The sequence below is a fragment of the Variovorax sp. PBL-E5 genome (assembly GCF_901827185.1).
Lineage (GTDB): Bacteria > Pseudomonadota > Gammaproteobacteria > Burkholderiales > Burkholderiaceae_C > Variovorax.
In genome coordinates this window covers 2,132,156-2,154,502 of record NZ_LR594671.1, presented here as the reverse complement: position 1 = coordinate 2,154,502, position 22,347 = coordinate 2,132,156, and the positions used below count along the sequence as shown (strand labels likewise).

Genomic DNA, 22,347 nt, shown 5'->3' with positions numbered 1-22,347 from the left:
GCCCTCCTCGCGCGTTCATCAGAAATGCATCCTGTTCTCCGCCAATTCATAGAGCCGGCGCCAGACGAAATGGTTCATGCCCATCACGAACACGCACATCACGCCGATGCCGAGCGCGATGCGCGGGAAGTCGCCGATGGCCGTCATGTGGGCGATGTAGCTGCCGAGGCCCGCGGCCTGCAGCGTGGTGTCGCCCCAGGTCACGTATTCGGCCACGATGCTGGCGTTCCACGAGCCGCCGCTGGCGGTGATGGCACCGGTGACGAAGCTAGGGAACACCGCCGGCAGCAGATAGCGCCGCCACATCAGCCAGCCGCGCAGGCCGAGGTTCCTGGCCGCGTAGCGCAGCTCGGTCGGCACGCTCGACGCGCCGGCGATCACGTTGAAGAGCAGATACCACTGCGTGCCCAGCACCATCAGCGGCGCGAGCCAGATGTTCGGGTTGAGATGCCAGCGCACGATGAACACCACCGCCACCGGGAACATCAGGTTGGCCGGGAAGGCTGCCATGAACTGCGCCACCGCCTGCAGCCGCCCGGCCCAGCGCGGGTTCATGCCGATCCACACACCGACCGGCACCCACACCAGCGCGGCCAGCGCGATCAGCACCAGCACGCGCAGCAGCGTGTAGAAGCCGAGCAGGAACACATGCGCCACCTCGGACCAGCCGACCTCGGCATGGATGAAGCGCGCCAGCCACACCACCGCGAGCAGCACCCCGGCGGCGATCGCGGCGTCCCACACGCGCGCCACGGCCGGATTGGGCGGCCGCGGGCGGGCCTTGATCGAGGTGCCGTCATGGTCGCGCCGGAACAGCACCAGCGAGCGTTCGAGCAGCCGCGCGGCGCGCACCATCAGGCCCTTGAGCCGGTCGGTGCGGCGCAGCCAGGTCAGCAGCCAGGAGTTCGGCATGTCCTCGCTGCTGCCTTCCTCGAAGCGGAACTTGTCGGCCCAGGCGATCAGCGGCCGGAAGAACAGCTGGTCGTAGAGCACGATGCCGATCAGCATGCCGCCGATGGCCCAGCCGATCGCGCCGAGGTCACGCGCCTCGATCGCCATCGCGATGTAGGAGCCCACGCCCGGCAGCTTGATGTTCTGGTTCGACACCGAGATCGCCTCGGACGCGACCACGAAGAACCAGCCGCCCGACATCGACATCATCATGTTCCACAGCAGCCCCGGCATGGCGAAGGGCAGCTCGAGCCGCCAGAAGCGATGCCAGCCCGAGAGCTGGAACACGGACGCCGCCTCGCGCAGTTCCGGCGGCACGGTGCGCAGCGACTGGTAGAGGCTGAAGGCCATGTTCCAGGCCTGCGAGGTGAAGATGGCGAAGATCGCCGCGCATTCGACGCCCAGCAGGTTGCCCGGGAACAGCGCGATGAAGCCGGTGACCGTGATGGACAGAAAGCCCAGGATCGGGATCGACTGCAGGATGTCGAGCACCGGGATCAGGATCTTCTCGGCGGTGCGGTTCTTCGCCGCCAGCGCCGCGAAGCAGCAGCTGAAGACCAGCGACGCGCCCAGCGCGAGGAACATGCGCAGCGTGGTGCGCAGCAGGTAGTAAGGCAGGTACCACGGGTCGAGGCTGATCGGCAGCGACTCGCCGAGCTGGTAGGGCCGCGCCATCTGCGAGCCGCCCCAGGCGAGCGCGAACAGCAGCGCCAGCACCAGCGGCAGCAGCGCCCAGTCCCATCGGTTGCCGCCGGAGGCGACGGCCTGGCGAGGGAAAAATCGTTTGTCGAACATGGAGCGGAGGCAACGGGTCGGATTCACGGACCCTGTCCGCGCGGGGCGCCATTGTGCCTGCGGCACATGGCAGCAACCTGACGGCCTCGCGGCGCCCCGGTCCTACGGGCTTGCAGGAAGCCTCGCCGCTTCGCGGACTCAGAGGCCTTCCGCCAGCCCGCGCGTGATCTCCGCGGCCGGCACCGCCCGGCAGCCGCTCGCGTTCTGTCCGGACCACAGCGGCGAGAAATCGCCACTGCCCTGCCGCTCCGCCGCCGCGCGCAAGGGCGCGATGGCCGGCGTGGCCAGCGGAAAGTCGGGGGCCGCGTCGCTGATGGGGCCGAGCTCGCGCATCACGCGGTTGACCATGCCGCGCGCCGGCCCGCCGCTGAAGAGATTGGTCAGCGCGGTGTGCGTGCCGCCGGCCTGCAGCGCGCTGCGGTGCACCGCGCTGATGGTGGCTTCCGGTGTCAGCAGATAGGCCGTGCCGGCCTGCACGCCGCTCGCGCCCAGTGCCAGCGCGGCCGCGACCCCCGCGGCATCGGCGATGCCGCCGGCCGCGACCACTGGCACCCGCACCGCGCGCACCATTTGCGGCAGCAGCGCGAAGGTGCCGACCTGCGTACTCAGGTCGCGCGTGAGGAACATGCCGCGATGGCCGCCGGCCTCGAGCCCCTGCGCCACGATCACGTCGGCGCCGTGCTGTTCGAGCCAGCGCGCCTCGTCCAGCGTGGTGGCCGACGAGACCACGATCGCGCCCCAGGCCTTCACGCGCGCCAGCAGCTCGGCCGAGGGCAGGCCGAAATGAAAGCTCAGCACGCGCGGCCGGAACTCGGCCAGCACATCGGCCATTTCGGCATTGAAGGGCCGGCGCCCCGCGCCGGCAGGCACGCCGGCGGCAGCGATGCCGAACTCGGCGTAGAACGGCGCCAGCGCCTCGCGCCAGCGCGCCTCGCGTGCCGGGTCCGGGGCCGGCGGCGTGTGGCAGAAGAAATTGACGTTGTACGGCCGCGTGGTCTGCGCAGCGATCGTCGCCAGTTCCTTGCGCAGCGCGTTCGCGTCGAGCATCGCCGCAGGCAGCGAGCCGAGGCCGCCGGCATTGCTCACTGCGATCGCCAGCGCGCTGTCCTGGGCGCCGGCCATGGGGGCCTGGATGATCGGCAGCTCGATGCCGAGGAGGGTGGTCAGCGATGTCATCTCATGTCCTTTCGCGAGAGGGAACCCGGTTCGTGCCGAAAGCCAGCCAGACCGCGCTGCCGAGCAGCGCCACGGCACCCGCCGCCAACGCGATGAAGAGGCCACCGAAACCGTGCGTCCGGGTGCTCAGCACGGACGAGAGCATGGGCCCGATCATCTGGCCGATCGCGAACGCGGCGGTCATGCGGCCGAGCGCGCGCGTCGGATCGCCGGCGGCGCCGGCCCGGGCTTCCTGCATGCCGGCCATGGTCGCGACCACGAAGGTGCCGCCCACCAGCAATGCCGCCGCGAGGACCGTGAAGGCGGACAGGTGCAGCACCGGCAACAGGCATCCGAGCGCCATCAGCACGTGGCTTCCCGCCAGCAGGTCGCGGCGCGAAAGCTGCGAGAACAGTGCGCCGGCAAGCAGCGTGGACACGGCCGCCGCCGCACCGAACACCGGCCACGCCGCGCCGAACACGGCGGGGTCGTCGACCACCGCGCGCGCCAGCACCGGCAGGAAGGTGGCAGGCAGGATGTAGCCGAAGCCGAGCATGCCGTAGCTGATCACCAGGCCCCGCGGCAATCCGGCGGACGGCGCCGGCGCGGCCGTGGCCGTGGCCGTGGGGGTGGCCGCGGGCGCGGCGCCGCCCGCCGCATCGCGCGGCATCAGCGCCGCAACGACCGCAAAACCCACCAGCGACAGCGCACCGAGCTGCAGCCAGAGCCGGTCGGGCGCGACCTCGGCCGCGCCTGCGCGCCAGCAATAGAGCCCCGCGACTGCGATGCCCGCGCCGACGCCCGCATACAGGATGCCGGCGCCCGACGGCCGCCCGAGGCGCGCGAGCCACGCCAGGCACCAGACGCTGGTGCTGATCAGCACCCACGCGCTCGCCACGCCGGCCGCGAAGCGCAGCACCAGCCAGATCGGCAGCGACGCGGTCCAGCCCATGGCCGCGGTCGACAGCACGATGACGGCCAGCGCGGCCAGCCCGATGCGTTGCGGCGAGAGCGGCAGCCGCGCGGTCGTCAACGCACCCACCAGGTAGCCCGCATAGTTGGCCGCCGCGAGCCAGCCGCCCGCCGCCACGTCGGTGCTGCCGGCGCGGAGCATCAGCGCCAGCATCGGCGTGAAGGCGAAACGCCCGATGCCCATCGCCAGCGCGAGCGCCAGCAGGCCGGCGGTGCCAACCGCGAGGAACGACGGCGTCGCCACGGGGATGGAGGGGTTGGAGGCATTCGACATGGGCCTTCATTAGACGCAGAATCGATACTCTCCACAAATGAATTATCCAGAACAATCATTCTTTCTATGAGAACCATCGACCTGGACTCCCTCGAGATCTTCCGCACCGTCGTGGCCGAAGGCGGCGTGATCCGCGCGGCCGGCAAGCTCCATCGCGTGCAGTCGAACGTCACGACCCGCATCCAGCAGCTCGAGGAACGGCTGGGCCACAAGCTGTTCCATCGGCAGGGCCGCACGCTCGCGCTCGCGCCGGCCGGCCACAAGCTGCTGCCCTATGCCGAACGCCTGCTGCGCCTGGCCGACGAGGCCGAGAGCGAACTGCGCAGCGATCTTCCGCTCGGCGCCTTCAGGCTCGGCTCGCTCGAAAGCACGGCGGGCAGCCGGCTCGCACCGGTGCTCTCGCGCTTCCACAAGCTCTATCCGGGCGTGGTCGTCGAGCTGGTCACCGGCACCACGGGTGCGCTGCTCGAGCGCGTGAATGCCTTCGAGGTCGAGGCGGCCTTCGTGTCCGAGCCCTTCTCCGCGGCCGGCATGAGCACCCTGTCGGTCTTCGACGAGGAACTGGTGCTGATCACCGCGCGCAGCGCAGCGCCGGTGGTGCGGCCGGCCGACCTCGCCGGCTCGACGCTGATCGGCTTCGCCCATGGCTGTTCGTACCGCCGGTTGCTGGAGCAGTGGCTGGGCAAGGGCGGCTTCGCGCCGGGGCGCTCGCTGGAGTTCGCGTCCTACCAGGCCATGATCGCCTGCGTGGCTGCCGGCACCGGCTTCGCGATCGTGCCGGTGTCGGTGCTCAAGGCCCTGCGCGCCACGGCCGACGTGCGCCAGCATGCGCTGCCGGCGCGCATCCGCGCCAACCACACGCACCTGGTGTGGCGCGGCACGCCGTCGGTGGCGCTGGCGCGGCTGATCGAGATGGTGCGCAAGCCCTGATCGCGCCACCCGACGCGCCGGGCTACACCAGCTTCAGATCCCTCGGCGCCACGCCCGCGAAGACGCGGTCCAGCTGCGCCGGCGAAAGCCCGTACATGCGCTGGAACAGGCCGCCGAACACGGCCCGGTATTCGTTGAGCACCGGATAGTCGCGGTTCTGGAACAGGGTCGGCTGCGACACCTCGACCTGTTCGCCCAGCACGCGGCCGCCGGCCTGCGCCGCAAGCCCGCCGCCGAGTACCCAGTAGACCGTGCCATGGCCATGGTCGGTGCCGCGGTTGCCGTTCTCGCGGAAGGTGCGGCCGAATTCGCTGAGGACCACGACCACCGTGTCGCGCCAGGCCTCGGGACCCATTTCCTCGGCGAAGCCGGCCACGCCGCGGCCCAGCTCGTCCAGCCGGTTCGCGAGATAGCCGGTGGCGGCGCCCTGCCCCACGTGCGTGTCCCAGCCGCCGACATCGACGAAGCCGAGGTCGTAGTTCTCGCGCATCAGGCGGGCCATGCGACGGGCCACGCGTTCGAAGCCGCGGGCCGTCATCGCGTTGCGGCTCGCGGCATCCATCTCGTCCTTCACCGCGCGCTGCACCTCGTCGCGCACCTGGAAGCCTTCGGCCACCGGCTGGGCCAGTGCGGTGTGGCGGTACATCGCCTCGATCACCTGGCTCTGCCGCGCATCGACCGATGGCCGGCCGACCGACGCGAGCGCCATGTTGGCCGCCTTGGCATCGCCGCGCAGCGAGATCGGCAGCTCGTCGGTGAAGGCGATCGGCGCGACGCCGATCGACGGGCCGGCGCCGAGCACGGCGGCCAGCCGGTTCAGAAAGCCCGAGCGATAGTCGCGGCCCCGGTCGAGCGGTTGTCCGAGTTCGATCGAATCCTGCGTCTCGAAGTGGCTGCGCGTGAGGTCGTCGGTGCCCGCGAAGGCGATGAACGCGGCCTGCTTGCTTTCGAAGAGCGGCATGACACTCGACGCCAGCACCGGATGCAGCCCCCATGCAGCATCGATAGGGAGCGCACCGCCGGGCTCGCCCGGCCGCGCGATCGCGATGTTCGGGCGCGACGCACGGTAGAAGTCGCTCGCGACCGGCACCAGCAGGCTGGCGCAGTCGTAGGCGCCGCGCAGGAAGACCACCAGCAGCCGCGCATGGCCGGCCGCCGGCGCGGCGATGAGTTGGCCAGCCGCGCCGGCAAGGGGCGCCGCGGCAAGCAGCCTGACGAGATCGCGTCGTTGCATGAAGGCTCCTTTCAACGGTGCATGAGTTCGGGCGATGCCAGCAGGAAGGTGTTCCAGTCCTGCGGCGACGTCGCCTGCGCCAGCGCGTCGCGCGTGTCGGCGCTCAGGCCGGGCCATGCCGCGCGCACGGTGCGCGAATCGGCGAGTTGCGGAAACGCGGGCCGCTCGAGCGGCGCCTTGTCGTCGGTGCGGAACAGCACCGCGCCGCTGGCGCCGATGGCGCGCGCCACCTCGAAACGCGTGCTCATCTGGCCGGCGCTGGCCCAGGCGTCCTGCGTGAGCGGATAGCCGTCGGGCGTCTGGTGCGCATAGAGCGGCTCGCCCATGCGGTTCATCCAGGCCAGCATCGGGTTCACGTTGGCGACGACGCGGCCGTCGTAGGCGAGCCGCACGCCGGCGATGACGTAGTGCACCGGATCGCGGAACTTGCCGCCCAGCGAGGCAGTGAATTCCGGCGACTCGAACATCGTCGTCAGCGTGGCCGCGATGTCGCCGTCGGTCCGCTCGAAGGTCTGCGCCATGTGCGCGACCAGCGGCGCCGGCGGCGCATCGGCGACGAAGTAGACGGCCAGCTGGCTGGCGATGAAATGCGCCGTGGCCGGCGCGCGCGCCAAGCGGTCGAGCGCCTCGTCGACCTCGGCCAGGCCATGCTGCGTGATCGGCTGCCCGAGGAAGGTCTTCGGTCCATCGTCGTGGCGATTGGGATTGAACGCGAACACGCCGCGCCGGACGTAGCCGGCCTGCAGCGCCGGGCGCATGCGCGGCGGCGGCGCGTCGAGCGCGCGCAGGTCGAGCCCGACGCCGGTGAGCACGCGCGCGAGCTCCTGCACGTCCGTCTGCGAATAACCGCCGCCGACGCCGAGCGTGTGCAGCTCCATCAGCTCGCGCGCATAGTTCTCGTTGATGTGGCCGGCGCCGTTCTGCGCGTTGTCGAGGTAGCGCAGCATCGCCGGGTGATGCAGCGTCGCGCCGAGCAGGTCGCGGAACCTGCCGAGCGCATGCGGGCGGATGGCGTTTTCCTCGTAGTCGCCGACCAGCACGCGCAGGTTGTTCTTGCGCGCATCGATGTTGAAGTGATTCATCCAGAACCAGGTCATCTGCTCCTGCAGCTGGTTCGGCGAGTACAGCGCACGCAGCACGAAGCGCTGCTGCGCCTCGCGCATCAGGCGCGTGAGTTCCTGCTGCCAGGCCTGGCGCGCGGCCTTCTTCTGGTCGTCGTCGGTCAGCGCGTCGGCGGCGACGCGCTGCGCTTCCAGCGCCACGGCCAGCTGATCGACCGGCGTGCGGGAGATCGTCATCGCGTCGATCTGCGCTTGCGCCTCGGCCGTCAGCACCGCGGGCCCCGGATGCAACTGCTGCTGCAACCAGGAAGGCAGACCCAGGCGCGCGAGCCGCTGCGCGTCGCGTGCATCGGCGCCCCAGGTGACGCGGTCGAGCCAGCGCAATTGCGCGGCCTCGCCGCTGGCCGAGACCTTCGGCGGCGGGCCGAGGTCCGGCCGCGCCGCGCAGGCGGCCAGCAGCGTGGCGGTCATCGCCAGCACAGACGCTGCAGCCGAAAGTCGGGGAATCTTCATCGGGGCTCCCGGCCCGCGATGCCGGGCCATGCGCCATCAATCGCCCGGTCGCGCCCGCGGTTGACCGGCTTTACATGCCGTGCGTCAGGCTGCGGACAGGGTGGCCGGTGCAGCGCCGGCGATCTGCCGCAACGCGCGCTCGAACACCTCGACCGGCTGGCCGCCCGAGATCAGGTGCTGGTTGTCGATGATGATGGCGGGCACCGAATGGATGCCGGCATCGGTGTAGAGGCGCTCGCGTTCGCGGGTCTCGGCCGCGTACTCGTCGCTCTCGAGGATGGCGCGCGCACGTTGCGGATCGAGCCCGGATTCGGTGGCCAGGCGCACCAGCAGCGCGGGGTCGGACGGATTCTCGCCATCGGTGTGGCAGGCCTTGAGCAGCGCCTTCTTGAGCGCGATCTGCTTGTCCGCGCCTTCGAGTTCGGCCCAGTGAAGAAGCCGGTGCGCATCGAAGGTGTTGTAGACGCGCGAGCGCCCTTCCTCGCGGAACGCGAAGCCCACCGCGGCACCGCGCGCGCGGATGGCGGCGCGCGACTGCGCCTGCTGCTCGCGCGTGCTGCCGTATTTCTGGTTCAGGTGCTCGAAGGCATCCTGGCCTTCGGGCGGCATCTGCGGATTGAGTTCGAAGGGCTGGAAGTGCAACTCGGCGGTCACGTCGGGCGCCACGCGTTCGAGCGCGGCTTCCAGCGCACCGAGGCCGACGGCGCACCACGGGCAGGACACATCGGAGACGAAATCGATCTTGAGGCGGGAGGTCATGGCGGGGGTCTCTGAAGGAAGGAGCAAGCCTGAATGATGGGGTCGGCCGCGCGTCTTTCAACCGCGGCCGCGGCGATCACCCCACTGCCGTCGCAGTCGTCAGAGGCTGCGCCAGAAGTCGATCAAGAGCTGCGTGAACTCCACGGGACGTTCGACCGCGCTCAGATGTGCGGCATCGATGGCGGCCAGCCGCGCATGGGGAATGGCTGCCGCGATCGCCTCGGACATCGAAGGCGGCGTCGCCTCGTCGCGCGTGCCGGCGATCACCAGCGTAGGCACCGCGATGCGGTGGTTGCTGTCGCGGAAGTCGATCGCGGCCACCGCATCGCAGCTCGCGCAATAGGCCGCCGCATCGGTGTGCACCAGCGTGTCGTGCAGCCTGCGTGCGGCCTCCGCGCCCTCGGGCGTGCCGACGTATTCCGGCGTCAGCCAGCGCGACACGGCACCATCCGCGATCGCCGCCACGCCTTGCGCACGCACCGTCTGCACGCGTGCGCGCCACGGCGCAGCATCGGGATAGTGGGCCGAGGAATTGGCGATCACCACGCTCCTGAGCAGCGCCGCATGCTTCGGCGCCAGCGCCTGTGCCGCCATGCCGCCCATCGAGAGGCCGACGAAGTGCACGGGCTCGCCGTCGGCTTCGCGCGCGATCAGCTCGGCCGCATCGTCGGCCAGCGCCTGCACCGTGAGCGGACCGGCAACCACCTCGGAGCCGCCGTGGTTGCGGTGGTCGTAGCGCAGCACCGTGTGGGCGCGCGACAGGATGGCGGCGACGCTGTCCCACATGCGCAGGTCGCAGCCCAGCGCATGGCTGAGCACGACGATCGGGCCTTCGCCCTCGCGGACGACATTCAAGCGGGTCATGGGGTTTCCTTTCTTGGATGCGAGTGTGGCAGACGCGGCAGCCATCCGAAGGCGATCAGCACCAGCGTAGCGCCAGCCAGCACCATCGGCAGCACCATCGGCCAGGCGCCGTGGCTCATCGCGGGGTCGACGAAGCTGGCCGCGATCTGGCCGACGATGAACGCGACCGCCATCATGCCGAAGCCCGACCACGACACCGCGCGGCCGGCGAGATGCGGCAGGTCGCCGACCGCGCCGGCCTGCCCGCAGGGCTGGTGGATGCCATGGCCGATGCAGTAGAGGCCGTGGCCCAGCAGCAGCGGCCATGCCGACAGCGGCTCGAGCCAGCAGCCCAGCGCCTGCACCAGCGGGCCGCCCAGGCTGAGCATCGATCCGAGCTGCACGGCCCGCACCGCGCCATGGCGCCGCAGCAGCCGGCGGCACAGCGTGGTGCTGAAGATATAGACCAGCGAGCCGCCGGCTGGGATCCATCCGTACAAGCCCGGCGACAGGCCGAGGTAGCTGATGTAGACCATCGGCGACAACAGCAGGAAGCAGAACAGTCCGCCGTAGGTAACCGCGGACACCGAGGACCAGGCACGAAAGCCCTGGCTCGCGAAGACCGCGCGCAGGCTGCCGCGCGGCGCCGTGGCACCGGCGTGCGGCGGGCGCGTTTCGTCGAAGCCGCGCAGGCACATGCCCCAGAGCACCAGCGCATACACCGCCATGCCGCCGAGCACCCAGCGCCAGCCCGCGCCCTGCACCGCATAGGCGCCCAGCACCGGCGCGATCAGGGCCACCACGCCGAGGCCGGTGAGCGCGCGCGCCATCACGTGCGGCCCTTCGTACGCCGGATAGACATCGCGCACCGCGGCCCGCGCGCACACCAGGATCGCGGCCATCGAGAAGCCTTGCAGCGCACGGCCGGCCACCAGCATCGGAATGCCCGGCGCGAGCGCGGAGCATGCGGCGGCCAGCGCATAGCACGCGAGACCGGTGAGCAGCACGGGCCGGCGCCCCCAGCGATCGGCCAGCGGGCCGCAGGGCAGCTGGCCGAGGCCGAAGGCGAGCACGAAGACGGTGAGGCTCGCGCTGGCCGAACCCAGCTCGCGGGCGATGGCCGGCAACGCCGGCAGGTAGCTGTCGGTGGCCACCGGCTGCGCGGCCATGAGCAATGGCAGCAGCAGCGCGAGCGGGATGCCGCGCTGCGCGGCCACCGTGCTCACTTCGGCGATTCCGCCAGCAGGCCCTTTTCGCGCAGGATGCCGGTGGCAATGCCGAAGGCATGGTTGGCGACCGGCACGCCGCAGTAGATCGCGGCCATGATGATCACTTCCTTGATGTCCTCGGGCGTGAGCCGCGATTCGGGCGGCCCGTCGAGCGCGGCGCGCACGTGCATCGCGAACTCCTCGTACGCATGGATGCCGAGCATCATCGACAGCACCATGAAGCGGCGCGTCTTGTCGCCCAGCGCGGGCCGGCCCCAGATGTCGTTCCACGCATGGCGCGTGATGAGTTCCTGGAACTCGCTGTTGAAGTCATTGCGGTTGGCGAGCGACTTGTCGACCCAGGCGTCACCGAGCACGCGGCGGCGGTTGAGAAGCCCGGCCTGGTAGTCGTCGGGCGGTGCGGCGGGTGCGGTCATCGTGCGGTGTTCCGTGGATCGAGTTGGGCTTGCAGGTCCTTCACCAGCGCCACGGTGATGTCGGCGGCATGCGCCGCCAGCGCGGGATCGAACCATTCGTCGGCGGCCTCGCGCGGCAGCTCGGCGCGCAGGCGATCGATATTGGAGCGCATCCGCGCCGCGTCCACCTGCAGCCCGGGCAAAGCCCCTGCGAGCGCGCGCACGCTGCCGTGCGCGGACATCAGCAGCTGCGGCCACTCGGCCAGCTCGGCCTGCCAGGCGCCGAGCGCGCGTTCGTGCTCCTGCGGCATCGCGGCCAGCAGCGCGGCCACGCGCTGCGGCGCACGATGCGCAGCCGCCAGCGCGACCATCGAGGCGACCGGATTGCGCTTGTGCGGCATGGCCGACGAGCCGCCGCGGCCGGGCTCGCTGGGCTCGGCGAGCTCGGCCACCTCGTACTGGCCCATCAGCGCGATGTCGGTGGCGATCTTGCCCAGGCTGCCGACCATCAGGCCCAGCTCGCAGCCGAGCGCGACCCATTCGTCGCGCTGCGTGTGCCAGGTCGCGCCGGGATCGCGCAGGCCCAGTTCCTCGGCCATGCGCTGCCGCACCGCGGGTCCCTGCCCCTTCATCTGCGCCAGCGTGCCGACCGCGCCGCCGAGCTGCAGCTGCAAGGCCCGGCTCGCCGTCTCGGCCAGCCGCGCGCGGCTGCGCACCAGCGGCGCCGCCCAGCCCGCGCACTTGAAGCCGAAGCTCGTCACCGAGGCCGGCTGCATCAGGGTGCGCGCCAGGATCGGCGTCGCGGCATAGCGCTCGGCATGCCGCAGCAGCGCCTGCGCGGCCTTGTGCAGGTCGGCATCGACCAGCGCCACCGCCTCGCGCGTGACCAGCGCCATCGCGCTGTCGATCACGTCCTGGCTGGTGCTGCCGAAATGCACGAAGGGCATGGCGTCGGCATTGAACACGCCCACCGCGTCCTTGAGACTCTTGACCAGCGGTATCGCGACGCTGCCGGCACGGCCGCTGTCGCGCACGATCTTGGCGACGTCGAACAGCTCGACCTTGCAGCTGCCGATGATCGACTGCGCGGCCGACTCGGGGATCAGCCCGAGCTGCGCCTGCGCACGCGCCAGCGCCGCCTCGAAGCGCAGCATGGCGTCGACGAAATTGCGGTCGCTGAACGCGGCCAGCGTTTCGGACGTTGAAAGAAAGCCTTCGAAGATGCTCATGGTGCCGCTTTCCCCTTTTCAGTACGCGATCTGCGCCACGCCGCGCAGTTCCTCGGCCGTCGCAGTGCCGAAGCCGAAGAATTCGAGGTAGGCAGGGATCATCTCGAACAGCATGTCGGTGCCGACCTGCACCGCGCAGCCCTTGTCGCGCGCGGCGCGCAGCAGCGGGGTGTACTCGGACTTCATCACCACCTCGCCGACGAAGGTCGCCGGCGCGATGCGCGCGATGTCGAAGGGCAGCGGATCGCCCTCCTTCATGCCGAGCGGCGTGGCGTTGACGACCACGTCGTGGCCGGCGGGATCCTTCGACCCGGTGTCCACCGTCAGCGCCGGATAGTGCGCGCGCAGGCGTCCCGCGAGCGCATCCGCCGACGCGGCGCTGGCGTCGAAGAGCGACAGCTGCGCGACGCCGGCCGCCGCCAGCGAGGCCGCGATGGCCGAGCCCACGCCGCCGCAGCCGGAAACCAGCACCCGCGCACCGGCGAGCGCGCGGCCCTTGCGCAGCACGCCCCGCACGAAGCCGGCGCCGTCGAACTGGTCGCCCAGCAGCGTGCCGTCCGGGCGCTTGAGGATGGCATTGCAGGCGCCCGCGATCTTCGCCGTCGGCGTGACCTCGTCGACCAGCGACATCGTGGTGATCTTGTGCGGCATGGTCACCAGCGCGCCGCGCAGGTTGGTGAGCCGGAACAGCGACGCGAGCACGCCGGGATAGTCCTCGGGCTTGCAGCCCATCGGCACCACGACGGCGTCGATGCCCTGCCTGTCGAACCAGGGGTTGTAGATCATGGGCGCCTTGAAGCTCTCGGTCGGATAGCCGAGATGGGCGATGAGGGTGGTCTTGCCGGAAATCATGGATCCTCTGCTTCAATCAATCGATGGCGCTGCCGGCCACGTGCGACTCGCTGATCCAGCGCGCGCTCTTCATGGCGCGCTGGCCGATCACCATCGGGTCGGAATTGACGTAGTCGTCGTTGAACACCTCGAAGGTGTAGTGGCCGCGGTAGCCCTTGTCCTCGAGCAGCTGCACGAGGTCGCGCACATCGTGCAGGCCCTCGCCGGGGAACAGGCGCTGATGGCGCGCGAGTTCGATCATGTCGGCCTGGCGGTCGCTGTACTCGAAGAAGTAGTCGGCCAGCTGGACCAGGAAGACCTTGTCGATCGGCACCGCGGCCAGCTGCGCCAGCGTCTCGGGCGTGTCGTCGCCGCGCACCGACATGTGGAAGGCATCGAGATTGAGGCCGACGTTCTCGCGGTTGCAGCGGCGCACGATGTCCCAGGCCTGGTGCCAACGATTGACGTGGCGACCCCAGGACAGCGCCTCGTAGCAGATGCGGATGCCCAGCGGCGTGGCGAGCGTGGCCAGCGTGCGCAGGTCTTCGGCGGCGCGTTCGGGATCGTCGATGGCGAGCGGGCTGGTGGTCGAACACACGAGCAAGAGGTCGGTGCCGACCAGTGCCATCTGGCGCAGCTGCTCGCGTGCCATCTCGAGGCGGTGCGGCCGCATCGCGTCGGGTGCGCATTCGAAGTCGCGCAGCGGCTGGAAGTCGGTGACCTTGAGGCCGCTGGCCTTCACCAGCTCGGCGGCCTTCTCGACGCCGGCCGGATGGTTGATGAGGTCGCGCGCCCACAGCTCGACGCCCGCGAAGCCGGCGGCCTTCATGCAGTCGAGCTTGTGACCGAGTTCGCCGCCCATGGTCACGGTGTTGAAGCCGAAGCGGTCGATGGCGATGGCCATGGAATCCCCGTGGTGAAGCTTCGCCGCTCAGGCCACGCTGGCCGAGTGGTAGCGCAGTGGATGCCGGATCTCGCCCGCCATCGCGGCCGGATAGATCAGCTCGCGCAGAAAATCCGCATCGCCGCGCACGCCGTGCGCCGCATCGCGGTGGCCGAAGAAGTCGAGGTAGTGCGCCATCTGCTGCACCAGCATCTCGAAGCCGGCCTGCGCATTGAGGCCGCGCGCACGCACCGCGCGCACCAGCGGCGTCGGCTGGTTGCGCAGCAGGATGTCGAACAGCGCCGCATGCGGCTCCATGCGCGCCACATCGAGCGGCAACGCATCGCCCTCGCCCAGGCCCAGCGGCGTGGCGTTGACGACCAGGTCGTAGCCGGCCGGGTCGCTGCTGTCGACCGCGACGCTGGACGCATCGAAGAAGGCATCGAGCTTGGCCGCGACACCGGCCGCCTTGCCGGCCTCGACATCGTGAAAGGCGATGTGCTCCGCGCCATTCACCGTACCGCCTTCGGCCAGCGCCACGCCGATCGCCGCCGCGCTCACGCCGGCGCCGAGGATCAGCACCCGCTTGCCGCGGTAAGGGATGTGATAGTGATCGAGCGCGCCGAGCAGCCCTTCGCCGTCGAACAGATCGCCTTCGAGCTCGCCGTTCTCGATGCGGCGCACCACGTTGACGGAGCCCGCCACGCGGCCGAACAGACCGCAGCCGTCGAGCAGATCGACCAGGAGCGGCTTGTGCGGCGGCGCGATCGCCATGCCGCGCACATTCCTCGCGAGAAAGGCGGCCTTGACGAACACCGCGAGGTCACGCCGGGCGACCTGCACCGGCGCCATCACGGCGTCGATGCCGAAACGTTCGAACACGCTGTTGAACATGCGCGGCAAGCGGACATTGGTGACCGGGTCGCCGGGAAGCAGGTACAGCGCGGTACTGCCCGCGATGGAGGGAAACATGGGTGCTGGTCTCGCTTCGAGGTTGTTCGGCAATCGCGCAGGTCGGAAGGAAGCTGCGCTACTCTAGATCCCGCGCTGGAGGCGACAAAGCGAAACCCGTGCGACATGATCGGTCGTCGAACTCTTCCGATCGATCATTGAACGAATCAAGGGTTTTCCCTTGATAAAAAGACAGACGCTTCATTCAGCATCGCCCAGGTCCGGACATGAAAACAGCCACCCTCCCCGCACCTGCCGAGCTCGACAAGCGCGACTGGATCGCCGGCCTGGAACGCGGCGTCGCCGTCATCGAGGCCTTCGACGACGCGCATTCGCGCATGACCGCGAGCGAGGCCGGCCAGCGCACCGGCATGACGCGCACCGCGGCGCGGCGCTATCTGCTGACGCTGCAGCACATGGGCTATGTGGCGGGCGACGGCAAGCTGTTCTGGCTGACGCCGCGCGTGCTGCGGCTGGGCCAGTCCTACCTCGAATCGGCGCGGCTGCCGCGCATCGTGCAGCCCTTCCTGCAGCGCGTGGCGGCGGGCACGCACGAGATCGCCTACCTCAGCGTGATGGATGGCGACGAGGTGGTCTACATCGCGCGCAACGGCCCGAACCGCAGCATGAGCACCGGCTACGTGCTGGGCGCGCGCGTGCCCGCGCAGGTGACGGCCGCCGGCATGCTGATGCTCGCGATGCGCAGCGACGAGGCGCTGGCGAGCTGGCTGGCCACGCGCGAACTCGCCATCTACACCTCGCACACCATCGCCAGCAAGGAACGCATGAAGCTGGAACTGGCGCGCATCCGCGCCCAGGGCTGGTCGTTGTCGGAGCAGCAGCTCGACCTCAACTCGCGCGGCATCGCCGTGCCGCTGCGCGACCGGCGCGGCGAGCTCGTGGGCGCATTGAACATCACGATGCCGATGGGCCACGAAAGCAGCGAGGACGCCGTCGCCCGCGTGCTGCCCGTGCTGCGCGAGACGGCGCAGGCGATGCGCAATCTGATCTAGGGCCGGATCAAACCCCGAGGATCGACACCGACTTGGTGACCAGGTACGACTCCAGCGCTTCCGGACCGCCTTCCGAACCGTAGCCCGAATCCTTCACGCCGCCGAAAGGCATCTCGGCCGAGGGCATCGCAGGCTGGTTGACCCACAGCATGCCGAGCTCGAGGCGCTGGCCGAGCAGGTGCGCGTTCTTGATCGACTTGGTGAAGGCATAGCCCGCCAGACCGAAAGGCAGGCGGTTGGCTTCGGTGATCGCCTCTTCCAGCGTGTCGAAGCCGCGGATCGCGGCCACCGGACCGAAAGGCTCGTTGTTGAACACGTCGGCATCGAGCGAGACATCGGTCAGCACGGTGGGCGCAAAGAAGTTGCCGGCGTCGCCGATGCGCTCGCCGCCGGTCGCGATCTTGGCGCCCTTGGCGCGCGCGTCGTCCATCACCTTCGCCATGGCCGTGAGGCGGCGCGAATTGGCCAGCGGGCCGAGCGTCGTGCCCTCGGCCAGGCCGTCGCCGAGCTTGAGGCTTTCGGCATGCTTGACCAGCGCGCGCGAGAACTCCTCGCGCAGGCTGTTGTGCACCAGGAAGCGGGTCGGCGAGATGCAGACCTGCCCGGCATTGCGGAACTTGGCGGCGCCCGCGGCCTTCACGGCCAGCGCCACGTCGGCGTCCTCGGCAATGATCACCGGCGCGTGGCCGCCGAGTTCCATGGTGACGCGCTTCATGTGCGCGCCGGCCAGCGCCGCGAGCTGCTTGCCGACCGGCGTCGAGCCGGTGAAGGTGACCTTGCGGATGATCGGGTGCGCGATGAGGTAGTTCGAGATCTCGGCCGGATCGCCGAACACTAGGCCTACGGTGCCGGGTGGCACGCCCGCATCGACGAAGGCCTGCAGCAGCGCGGCCGGCGAGGCCGGCGTTTCCTCGGGCGCCTTCACGAGGAAGGAGCAGCCGGTCGCGAGCGCCGCGCCGAGCTTGCGAACGATCTGGTTGACCGGAAAATTCCACGGCGTGAAGGCCGCCACCGGACCCACCGCTTCCTTCAGCACCAGCTGCTGCACCGCGAGGTTGCGCGAGGGCACGATGCGGCCATACACGCGCCGGCCTTCGTCGGCGAACCATTCGATGATCTCGGCCGCCGCGAGCACCTCGCCGCGCGCCTCGGCCAGCGGCTTGCCCTGCTCCTGCGTCAGCAGCGCGGCAATGGTGTCGGCGCGCTCGCGGATCAATCCCGCGGCCTTGCGCATCGTCGTGGCGCGCGTGGGCGCCGGCGTGTTCTTCCAGGCCTCGAAGCCGCGCTGGGCGGAGGCGAGCGCGCGGTCGAGGTCCACGATGCCGGCATGGGCGACCTTGCCGATGGCCTTGCCGGTGGCGGGGTTGACCACGTCGAGGGTCTTGCCGCTGGCGGCATCGGCCCATTGGCCGTCGATCAGCAGGCGGGTGTCGGTGTAGGGAGTGGAGGAAGAGGCGGAGGTCATGGAAATACTTTCCTTGGTTTCTTGAAACGGGAGGCGAAGCGCGACGCGGCGGGCTCGGGCAGCGTTCGGGATGCGCGGCGGCAGGACGAACGCGCGGGCGCCGGACCCCGCGTTTTTACCCTATCGCCGCCGCAGCGTCCCGAGCGGGGTCTGCGCGTCGGCGCGGGCGACAATACCGGGCGGTGCAATTCGAAAGGACAGCAAATGTTCGTGGTCTGCGGCGAAGCATTGATGGATGTCTACGTGGGCGCATCGACGCCGACCGGCCTCGCGCTCGACGCGCGCATCGGCGGCTCGCCGCTCAACGTGGCGCAGGGGCTGGCGCGGCTGGCGCGGCCTGTGGCCTTCCTGGCCGGACTGTCGACCGATGCGCCCGGCGAGCGGCTGCTGGCCTCGCTGCGTGCCGAGGGCGTGGACACCTCGCTGGTGCTGCGCAACGACGCGCCGAGCACGCTCAGCGTCGTCAGTGTCGATGCCAACGGCGTGCCGCGCTATGCCTTCCACGGCAACGGCGCGGCGGACCGCCAGATCACGACCGACACGCTGCCCGCGCTGCCGCCGGCGACGCGGGTGCTGCAGTTCGGCTCCTACGCGCTCGCGGTCGAGCCGGTCGGCAGCGCCCTGCGCGCGCTGGCAGCGCGCGAGCGCGCGCAGCGGCTGATCGCCTACGACCCCAACGTGCGGCTCAATGTCGATTCGGACCTCGCGCACTGGCGTGCGGTGGTCGAGCAGATGGTCTCGATCGCGCACCTGGTCAAGGTCAGCGACGAGGACCTGGGCCTGCTCTACCCGGCCGAAACGCCGGAACAGGTCGCGGCGCGCTGGCTCGCGCAGGGCGCGGCGCTGGTGGCGGTGACGCGCGGTGGTCAGGGCGCGAGCGCATGGACCCGGGCGGCGCAGGCCGATGCGCCGTCGCCGAAGACGCAGGTGGTCGATACCGTCGGTGCCGGCGACACCTTCCAGGCCGCGCTGCTCACCTGGCTGGACGAGCACGATGCGCTGACGCCCGAGGCTCTGTCGAACCTCGACACGGTGTCGCTCGGCGCGCTGCTGCACTTCGCTGCGCGGGCAGCCGCGATCACCTGCTCGCGCCGCGGGGCCGACATGCCGCGCCGCGCTGAAATCGATTGACCCCCCAGCCACGCCCACTTCGTGCGGCTCTGTACCCCCTTGCAGGGGGCAACACCGGCGGACCGGCAAAGCCGGATCCGCGGTGTTTCCCGAAGGGGCCTGGCTGCGCCGGCCGGGTCATCGTCGCACGATGAACGCCTCGATGCCGACGATGGGGAATGTTGTAGCGCCTGCCAGCACGAGCAGATCGCGATCGCCGGTGACCAGCACCGCCTTGCCCGCGGCGGCCAGCTGCAGGAATGGCAGATCGAAGGGATCGCGGCAGGCCGGCACGGCCGGCGGCGGATCGGGCAGCTTCACGACCTGCGTGCAAGGCAGGTCGTCGGCGAGCAGCTTCCCGCTCCGCCGGCGAGAGCCGGAACTTCCGATAGGCCAGCACGCGCACCAGTTCGGCCGCGGTCGCGGTGCTGACCAGCGGCGCGCAGCCGCCCTGCTGCCAGATGTCGCGCAGCGCGCGGGTCGCCTTGCCGCCGAAGAGCAGTGCCGAGAGGACCACGTTGGTGTCGAACACGACACGCCGCACGGCCACCCGGTCAGTCCTTGCGCTTTGGCTTGCGCGAAGACAAGGCGGATGGCTTGGGGCGCGAAGCGCCGTGGGCGGTGTCGGGTTCAGCGACCGCCAGCACGGGCGACACGGCGCCTTGCCGCGCCCAGTCCACCGCATCGCGCACGTCCTCGGTGGTCAATCCCAATGCAGCCAGCTTGGCGCGCACCGCATCGCCGCGCTGGATGCGCACCGGCAGCAACGTCAAGCCGCGCGGAGCCGCTCAGAGAAACGATGCCTGCGGCGACGATGCGTCGCCGACGGGCGGTGCCGCCGGCGCCTGCACGTTCACGTCGCCGCACTGGGCGCGGTGGCGCAGCGCATGCTCCATCACGACCAGCGCCAGCATCGCCTCGGCGATCGGCGTCGCGCGGATGCCGACGCAGGGGTCGTGGCGGCCCTTGGTGACGACCTCGACCGGCTGGTTGTTGACGTCGATGGACTGGCGCGGGCTGATGATCGAGCTGGTCGGCTTGATGGTGATGCCCACCTCCAGATCCTGGCCCGTGGTGATGCCGCCGAGCGTGCCGCCCGCGTTGTTGGTGACGAAGCCCTCGGGCGTGATCGAGTCGCCATGCACGGTGCCGCGCTGCACGACGCTGTCGAAGCCGGCGCCGATCTCGACGCCCTTGACGGCATTGATGCCCATCATCGCCCACGCGATGTCGGCGTCCATCTTGTCGAACAGCGGCTCGCCGAGGCCGACCGGCACCTTCGACGCGGTCACGCGGATGCGCGCACCGCACGAATCGCCGGCCTTGCGCAGCGCATCCATGTAGGCCTCCAGGTGCGAGACATCGGCCACCGGCGCGAAGAAGGGATTGGCCGCCACGTGGTCCCAGCTCTCGAAGGGAATGACGATCTCGCCGATCTGCGCCATGCAGCCGCGGAACACCGTGCCGTATCGCTCGAACAGCCACTTCTTGGCAACCGCGCCGGCTGCGACCATCGGCGCCGTGAGCCGCGCCGACGACCGCCCGCCGCCGCGCGGATCGCGAATGCCGTACTTCTTCCAGTAGGTGAAGTCGGCATGGCCGGGCCGGAACTGCTGCGCGATCTGGCCGTAGTCCTTGCTGCGCTGGTCGGTGTTCTGGATCAGCAGCGCGATCGGCGTGCCGGTGGTCTTGCCCTCGTACACGCCGCTCAGGATCTGCACTGCATCGGGTTCGTTGCGCTGGGTCACATGGCGGCTGGTGCCGGGGCGGCGGCGATCGAGGTCGCCCTGGATGTCGGCCTCGCTGAGCGCCATGCCGGGCGGGCAGCCGTCGATGACGCAGCCGATCGCAGGGCCGTGCGATTCGCCGAAATTGGTGACCGCGAAGAGATGTCCGAAGGTGTTGCCGCTCATAGGCGGCGATTATCTCCGAGCAGGGCCTGCGGCCCCGCGTGGTCGCGGTGCCTTCGGGAACGCTTTATGCGTGCGCAGCGCAGCATTCCACCCCCGAAGGAGCACACATGCTGGACCGCACCGACACGAAGTTCTCCCACGTCAAGCCCGGCGACACCGCGTTCGTCCCGGGCGGGTTGCGCGATTTCTTTCTCTACCGCGACCTGGGCATCGCCGAGGCGACCCACGGCAAGGTGATCGCGCACCTGGTCAAGGCCAACATGGCACCGGAAGCGGGCACCGGCTGGCACCGGCACGAGGCGGACTTCCAGATCGTGATCATGGTGAAGGGCTGGGCCCGCTTCATGTACGAGGACCAGGAGACGCTGGTCGAAGCCGGCGATGTGGTGCACCAGCGCCCCGGCATCCGGCACTACCTGTTCGACTACTCGCCCGACATGGAATACCTGGAGATCGTGTCGCCGGCCGACTTCAAGAGCATCGACGTCGAGCCAGCCTGCGAGGTCCCCGCGCCCACGCCTTGGGAATAGGCGGCGTCTCGCCTCCTCACGCCGTCGCCATGCCAGACGGTCCTGAAGCGCTCCCAGCAGCCGGCGTCACGCCACACGTCCCAGTTCCCGATCAGGTCGCGGGTGGCGGAGAGGGTCGGCCCATTCGTTGGTCATTCCACGCTCCTTGCGCGTTGGCGATGAATGCCCGCAAACCCGGCAGCGGCTGAGCATGGGAGAATAAATTCATATTGCGACGAAGCGCTTCTCGACAGGAATAGCCACTTGAAAACAACCCGGTCCACCCCTTCCGCCCTGCGCATCGGCATCCTCGGCTGCGCCAACATCGCCAGGCAGTTCGCGCGCGACGTCGCCCCCAGCCGCAAGGTGCGCGTCGACGCCGTCGCGAGCCGCAATGCAGAGACCGCGGCCGCCTTTGCCGCCGACCATGCGATCGGCCGGCACCACGGCACTTACGAAGCGCTGCTGTCGGACCCCGGCATCGACGCCATCTACATTCCGCTGCCCAACAGCCTGCATGCCGAATGGGCCATCCGGGCGGCCGAAGCCGGCAAGCACGTGCTGTGCGAGAAGCCGCTGGCACTGGGCGCGGCCGAGGCGCGCTCGATGTTCGATGCGGCTGCGCGTCATGGCGTCATGCTGCTGGAAGCCTACCCCTACTACTTCCAGCCGCAGACCGGCGACATGCTCGCGCTGCTGCGCGAGGGCGCGATCGGCACGGTGCGCTCGGTGCAGGCGAGCTTCGGGTTCAACCTTGCCAAGCCGCAGGGCAACATCCGCATGAACCCCGAACTCGGCGGCGGCGCGCTGCTGGATGCGGGCAGCTATCCGCTGAGCCTGATCCGCCTCGTCATGGGCTGTGCGCCGCAGCGCGTGCAGGCCGACGCGAGCTGGGCCGACAGCGGCGTGGACATCAGCCTCGCAGCCACGCTGCTCTACGCTGACGGACGGCGCGCGCAGTTCGACTGCGCGATGGACAGCGCCATGCATCGGCGCGCCATGATCGCCGGCACGCAAGGCACGATCGAAACCGAGTTCCTGAATCACACCAGCGCCGAGCCCGCCGGCGATGCCCACGGCTACCTGCCCAGCCAACTGCGGCTGCGGCGCGGCACGGCCGGCACCGTCCCCTTCGAAAACCTCCAGTCGGCCACCGGCAGCGGCTTCCGCTTCGCGGCCGAGGCCTTTGCGGCCGTCATCGCGCGGCGCGACTTCGAGGGCATCGCGCGCGCGGCCGCGGCCAGCATCGACATCGCCGCCACGATCGAAGCCCTGGCGCAAAGCGCCAAACTGGGACGCGCCATCGACGTGCAGGCCGGCTGAAACCGCGCG

22 protein-coding genes and 1 pseudogene are annotated in these 22,347 nt (G+C 70.0%); 5 read left to right on the top strand and 18 right to left on the bottom strand.

All coding sequences use genetic code 11. The annotated features are described in order from the left end of the window. Positions 1–18 precede the first annotated feature (18 nt). The 3 genes from WDLP6_RS10545 to WDLP6_RS10535 all read right to left on the bottom strand — a co-directional run bounded on the left by WDLP6_RS10545 (position 19) and on the right by WDLP6_RS10535 (position 4,147). On the bottom strand, positions 19–1,746 hold the full coding sequence (locus WDLP6_RS10545; RefSeq protein ID WP_162592292.1) for an ABC transporter permease: 1,728 nt from the start codon (positions 1,744–1,746) through the stop codon (positions 19–21). 138 nt (positions 1,747–1,884) lie between these two features. Further along, positions 1,885–2,922 (bottom strand): NAD(P)H-dependent flavin oxidoreductase, encoded by a 1,038-nt coding sequence (locus WDLP6_RS10540; RefSeq protein ID WP_162592291.1) that lies wholly within the window; start codon positions 2,920–2,922, stop codon positions 1,885–1,887. A gap of 1 nt (position 2,923) precedes the next feature. After that, positions 2,924–4,147 carry a YbfB/YjiJ family MFS transporter gene (locus tag WDLP6_RS10535; protein ID WP_162592290.1) on the bottom strand — a complete coding sequence of 408 codons (1,224 nt, stop codon included), beginning with the start codon at positions 4,145–4,147 and terminating at the stop codon, positions 2,924–2,926. Between the two features lie 66 nt (positions 4,148–4,213). Between WDLP6_RS10535 and WDLP6_RS10530 the strand changes: the two genes are divergently transcribed. Further along, positions 4,214–5,077 carry a LysR family transcriptional regulator gene (locus WDLP6_RS10530; protein WP_162592289.1) on the top strand — a complete coding sequence of 288 codons (864 nt, stop codon included), beginning with the start codon at positions 4,214–4,216 and terminating at the stop codon, positions 5,075–5,077. A 22-nt stretch (positions 5,078–5,099) separates the two neighbouring features. Here WDLP6_RS10530 and WDLP6_RS10525 read toward each other — a convergent pair whose 3' ends face one another. The 10 genes from WDLP6_RS10525 to WDLP6_RS10480 form a co-directional block, all read right to left on the bottom strand. Beyond that, on the bottom strand, positions 5,100–6,311 hold the full coding sequence (locus WDLP6_RS10525; RefSeq protein WP_162592288.1) for a DUF1501 domain-containing protein: 1,212 nt from the start codon (positions 6,309–6,311) through the stop codon (positions 5,100–5,102). An 11-nt stretch (positions 6,312–6,322) separates the two neighbouring features. Beyond that, positions 6,323–7,885 carry a DUF1800 domain-containing protein gene (locus WDLP6_RS10520; RefSeq protein WP_162592287.1) on the bottom strand — a complete coding sequence of 521 codons (1,563 nt, stop codon included), beginning with the start codon at positions 7,883–7,885 and terminating at the stop codon, positions 6,323–6,325. A gap of 84 nt (positions 7,886–7,969) precedes the next feature. After that, entirely contained in the window at positions 7,970–8,644 is a 675-nt protein-coding gene (locus WDLP6_RS10515; protein WP_162592286.1) for a DsbA family oxidoreductase, read from the bottom strand. Between the two features lie 99 nt (positions 8,645–8,743). Continuing rightward, complete coding sequence (locus WDLP6_RS10510; RefSeq protein ID WP_162592285.1) at positions 8,744–9,508, bottom strand: alpha/beta fold hydrolase; 765 nt, start codon at positions 9,506–9,508, stop codon at positions 8,744–8,746. After that, complete coding sequence (locus tag WDLP6_RS10505) at positions 9,505–10,656, bottom strand: MFS transporter (protein ID WP_162595047.1); 1,152 nt, start codon at positions 10,654–10,656, stop codon at positions 9,505–9,507. The genes WDLP6_RS10510 and WDLP6_RS10505 overlap by 4 nt, the downstream gene beginning before the upstream one ends. 53 nt (positions 10,657–10,709) lie before the next feature. Next, positions 10,710–11,132 carry a carboxymuconolactone decarboxylase family protein gene (locus WDLP6_RS10500; protein ID WP_162592284.1) on the bottom strand — a complete coding sequence of 141 codons (423 nt, stop codon included), beginning with the start codon at positions 11,130–11,132 and terminating at the stop codon, positions 10,710–10,712. Next, entirely contained in the window at positions 11,129–12,340 is a 1,212-nt protein-coding gene (pcaB, locus tag WDLP6_RS10495; protein ID WP_162592283.1) for a 3-carboxy-cis,cis-muconate cycloisomerase, read from the bottom strand. The genes WDLP6_RS10500 and pcaB overlap by 4 nt, the downstream gene beginning before the upstream one ends. 18 nt (positions 12,341–12,358) lie before the next feature. Then, positions 12,359–13,192, bottom strand: a complete 834-nt coding sequence (locus WDLP6_RS10490) for a shikimate dehydrogenase family protein (protein WP_162592282.1) — start codon at positions 13,190–13,192, stop codon at positions 12,359–12,361. Positions 13,193–13,208: 16 nt separating this feature from the next. Next, positions 13,209–14,075, bottom strand: coding sequence for a sugar phosphate isomerase/epimerase family protein (locus tag WDLP6_RS10485; protein ID WP_162592281.1), 867 nt, complete (start codon positions 14,073–14,075; stop codon positions 13,209–13,211). 27 nt (positions 14,076–14,102) lie between these two features. Continuing rightward, a complete protein-coding gene (locus WDLP6_RS10480) occupies positions 14,103–15,026 on the bottom strand; it encodes a shikimate dehydrogenase family protein (protein WP_162592280.1) in 924 nt (307 codons plus the stop codon). 206 nt (positions 15,027–15,232) lie between these two features. On the opposite strand from WDLP6_RS10480, the gene WDLP6_RS10475 reads away from it, so the two are divergent. Beyond that, positions 15,233–16,018 carry an IclR family transcriptional regulator domain-containing protein gene (locus tag WDLP6_RS10475; protein WP_162592279.1) on the top strand — a complete coding sequence of 262 codons (786 nt, stop codon included), beginning with the start codon at positions 15,233–15,235 and terminating at the stop codon, positions 16,016–16,018. Positions 16,019–16,025: 7 nt separating this feature from the next. Here WDLP6_RS10475 and WDLP6_RS10470 read toward each other — a convergent pair whose 3' ends face one another. Continuing rightward, the gene (locus WDLP6_RS10470; RefSeq protein ID WP_162592278.1) at positions 16,026–17,483 is read right to left on the bottom strand and encodes an NAD-dependent succinate-semialdehyde dehydrogenase; all 1,458 of its coding nucleotides are present in this window, start codon (positions 17,481–17,483) and stop codon (positions 16,026–16,028) included. Between the two features lie 204 nt (positions 17,484–17,687). Here WDLP6_RS10470 and WDLP6_RS10465 point away from each other — a divergent pair, with 204 nt between their 5' ends. Beyond that, complete coding sequence (locus WDLP6_RS10465; protein ID WP_162592277.1) at positions 17,688–18,614, top strand: carbohydrate kinase family protein; 927 nt, start codon at positions 17,688–17,690, stop codon at positions 18,612–18,614. Between the two features lie 117 nt (positions 18,615–18,731). Here WDLP6_RS10465 and WDLP6_RS35045 read toward each other — a convergent pair whose 3' ends face one another. The 4 genes and pseudogenes from WDLP6_RS35045 to aroC all read right to left on the bottom strand — a co-directional run bounded on the left by WDLP6_RS35045 (position 18,732) and on the right by aroC (position 20,506). Beyond that, positions 18,732–18,914, bottom strand: coding sequence for a hypothetical protein (locus WDLP6_RS35045; RefSeq protein ID WP_232077533.1), 183 nt, complete (start codon positions 18,912–18,914; stop codon positions 18,732–18,734). Between the two features lie 91 nt (positions 18,915–19,005). Further along, positions 19,006–19,110: pseudogene (locus WDLP6_RS35040) on the bottom strand (putative toxin-antitoxin system toxin component, PIN family); the annotation flags it as partial. 37 nt (positions 19,111–19,147) lie between these two features. After that, positions 19,148–19,366 carry a hypothetical protein gene (locus tag WDLP6_RS10455; protein WP_197910152.1) on the bottom strand — a complete coding sequence of 73 codons (219 nt, stop codon included), beginning with the start codon at positions 19,364–19,366 and terminating at the stop codon, positions 19,148–19,150. Positions 19,367–19,381: 15 nt separating this feature from the next. Further along, positions 19,382–20,506 carry a chorismate synthase gene (aroC, locus tag WDLP6_RS10450; protein WP_162592276.1) on the bottom strand — a complete coding sequence of 375 codons (1,125 nt, stop codon included), beginning with the start codon at positions 20,504–20,506 and terminating at the stop codon, positions 19,382–19,384. Positions 20,507–20,613: 107 nt separating this feature from the next. On the opposite strand from aroC, the gene WDLP6_RS10445 reads away from it, so the two are divergent. Together WDLP6_RS10445 and WDLP6_RS10440 are read left to right on the top strand one after the other, a co-directional pair. Continuing rightward, complete coding sequence (locus WDLP6_RS10445) at positions 20,614–21,036, top strand: cupin domain-containing protein (protein WP_162592275.1); 423 nt, start codon at positions 20,614–20,616, stop codon at positions 21,034–21,036. Between the two features lie 243 nt (positions 21,037–21,279). Further along, complete coding sequence (locus WDLP6_RS10440) at positions 21,280–22,338, top strand: Gfo/Idh/MocA family protein (RefSeq protein WP_162592274.1); 1,059 nt, start codon at positions 21,280–21,282, stop codon at positions 22,336–22,338. Positions 22,339–22,347: the final 9 nt, after the last annotated feature.

What these genes read in the sequence shown, in the direction of transcription:
- WDLP6_RS10545 (WP_162592292.1), bottom strand. Translation starts at nt 1,746, where the DNA reads ATGTTCGACAAACGATTTTTCCCTCGCCAGGCCGTCGCCTCCGGCGGC.
- WDLP6_RS10540 (WP_162592291.1), bottom strand. Translation starts at nt 2,922, where the DNA reads ATGACATCGCTGACCACCCTCCTCGGCATCGAGCTGCCGATCATCCAG.
- WDLP6_RS10535 (WP_162592290.1), bottom strand. Translation starts at nt 4,147, where the DNA reads ATGTCGAATGCCTCCAACCCCTCCATCCCCGTGGCGACGCCGTCGTTC.
- WDLP6_RS10530 (WP_162592289.1), top strand. Translation starts at nt 4,214, where the DNA reads ATGAGAACCATCGACCTGGACTCCCTCGAGATCTTCCGCACCGTCGTG.
- WDLP6_RS10525 (WP_162592288.1), bottom strand. Translation starts at nt 6,311, where the DNA reads ATGCAACGACGCGATCTCGTCAGGCTGCTTGCCGCGGCGCCCCTTGCC.
- WDLP6_RS10520 (WP_162592287.1), bottom strand. Translation starts at nt 7,885, where the DNA reads ATGAAGATTCCCCGACTTTCGGCTGCAGCGTCTGTGCTGGCGATGACC.
- WDLP6_RS10515 (WP_162592286.1), bottom strand. Translation starts at nt 8,644, where the DNA reads ATGACCTCCCGCCTCAAGATCGATTTCGTCTCCGATGTGTCCTGCCCG.
- WDLP6_RS10510 (WP_162592285.1), bottom strand. Translation starts at nt 9,508, where the DNA reads ATGACCCGCTTGAATGTCGTCCGCGAGGGCGAAGGCCCGATCGTCGTG.
- WDLP6_RS10505 (WP_162595047.1), bottom strand. Translation starts at nt 10,656, where the DNA reads ATGGCCGCGCAGCCGGTGGCCACCGACAGCTACCTGCCGGCGTTGCCG.
- WDLP6_RS10500 (WP_162592284.1), bottom strand. Translation starts at nt 11,132, where the DNA reads ATGACCGCACCCGCCGCACCGCCCGACGACTACCAGGCCGGGCTTCTC.
- pcaB (WP_162592283.1), bottom strand. Translation starts at nt 12,340, where the DNA reads ATGAGCATCTTCGAAGGCTTTCTTTCAACGTCCGAAACGCTGGCCGCG.
- WDLP6_RS10490 (WP_162592282.1), bottom strand. Translation starts at nt 13,192, where the DNA reads ATGATTTCCGGCAAGACCACCCTCATCGCCCATCTCGGCTATCCGACC.
- WDLP6_RS10485 (WP_162592281.1), bottom strand. Translation starts at nt 14,075, where the DNA reads ATGGCCATCGCCATCGACCGCTTCGGCTTCAACACCGTGACCATGGGC.
- WDLP6_RS10480 (WP_162592280.1), bottom strand. Translation starts at nt 15,026, where the DNA reads ATGTTTCCCTCCATCGCGGGCAGTACCGCGCTGTACCTGCTTCCCGGC.
- WDLP6_RS10475 (WP_162592279.1), top strand. Translation starts at nt 15,233, where the DNA reads ATGAAAACAGCCACCCTCCCCGCACCTGCCGAGCTCGACAAGCGCGAC.
- WDLP6_RS10470 (WP_162592278.1), bottom strand. Translation starts at nt 17,483, where the DNA reads ATGACCTCCGCCTCTTCCTCCACTCCCTACACCGACACCCGCCTGCTG.
- WDLP6_RS10465 (WP_162592277.1), top strand. Translation starts at nt 17,688, where the DNA reads ATGTTCGTGGTCTGCGGCGAAGCATTGATGGATGTCTACGTGGGCGCA.
- aroC (WP_162592276.1), bottom strand. Translation starts at nt 20,506, where the DNA reads ATGAGCGGCAACACCTTCGGACATCTCTTCGCGGTCACCAATTTCGGC.
- WDLP6_RS10445 (WP_162592275.1), top strand. Translation starts at nt 20,614, where the DNA reads ATGCTGGACCGCACCGACACGAAGTTCTCCCACGTCAAGCCCGGCGAC.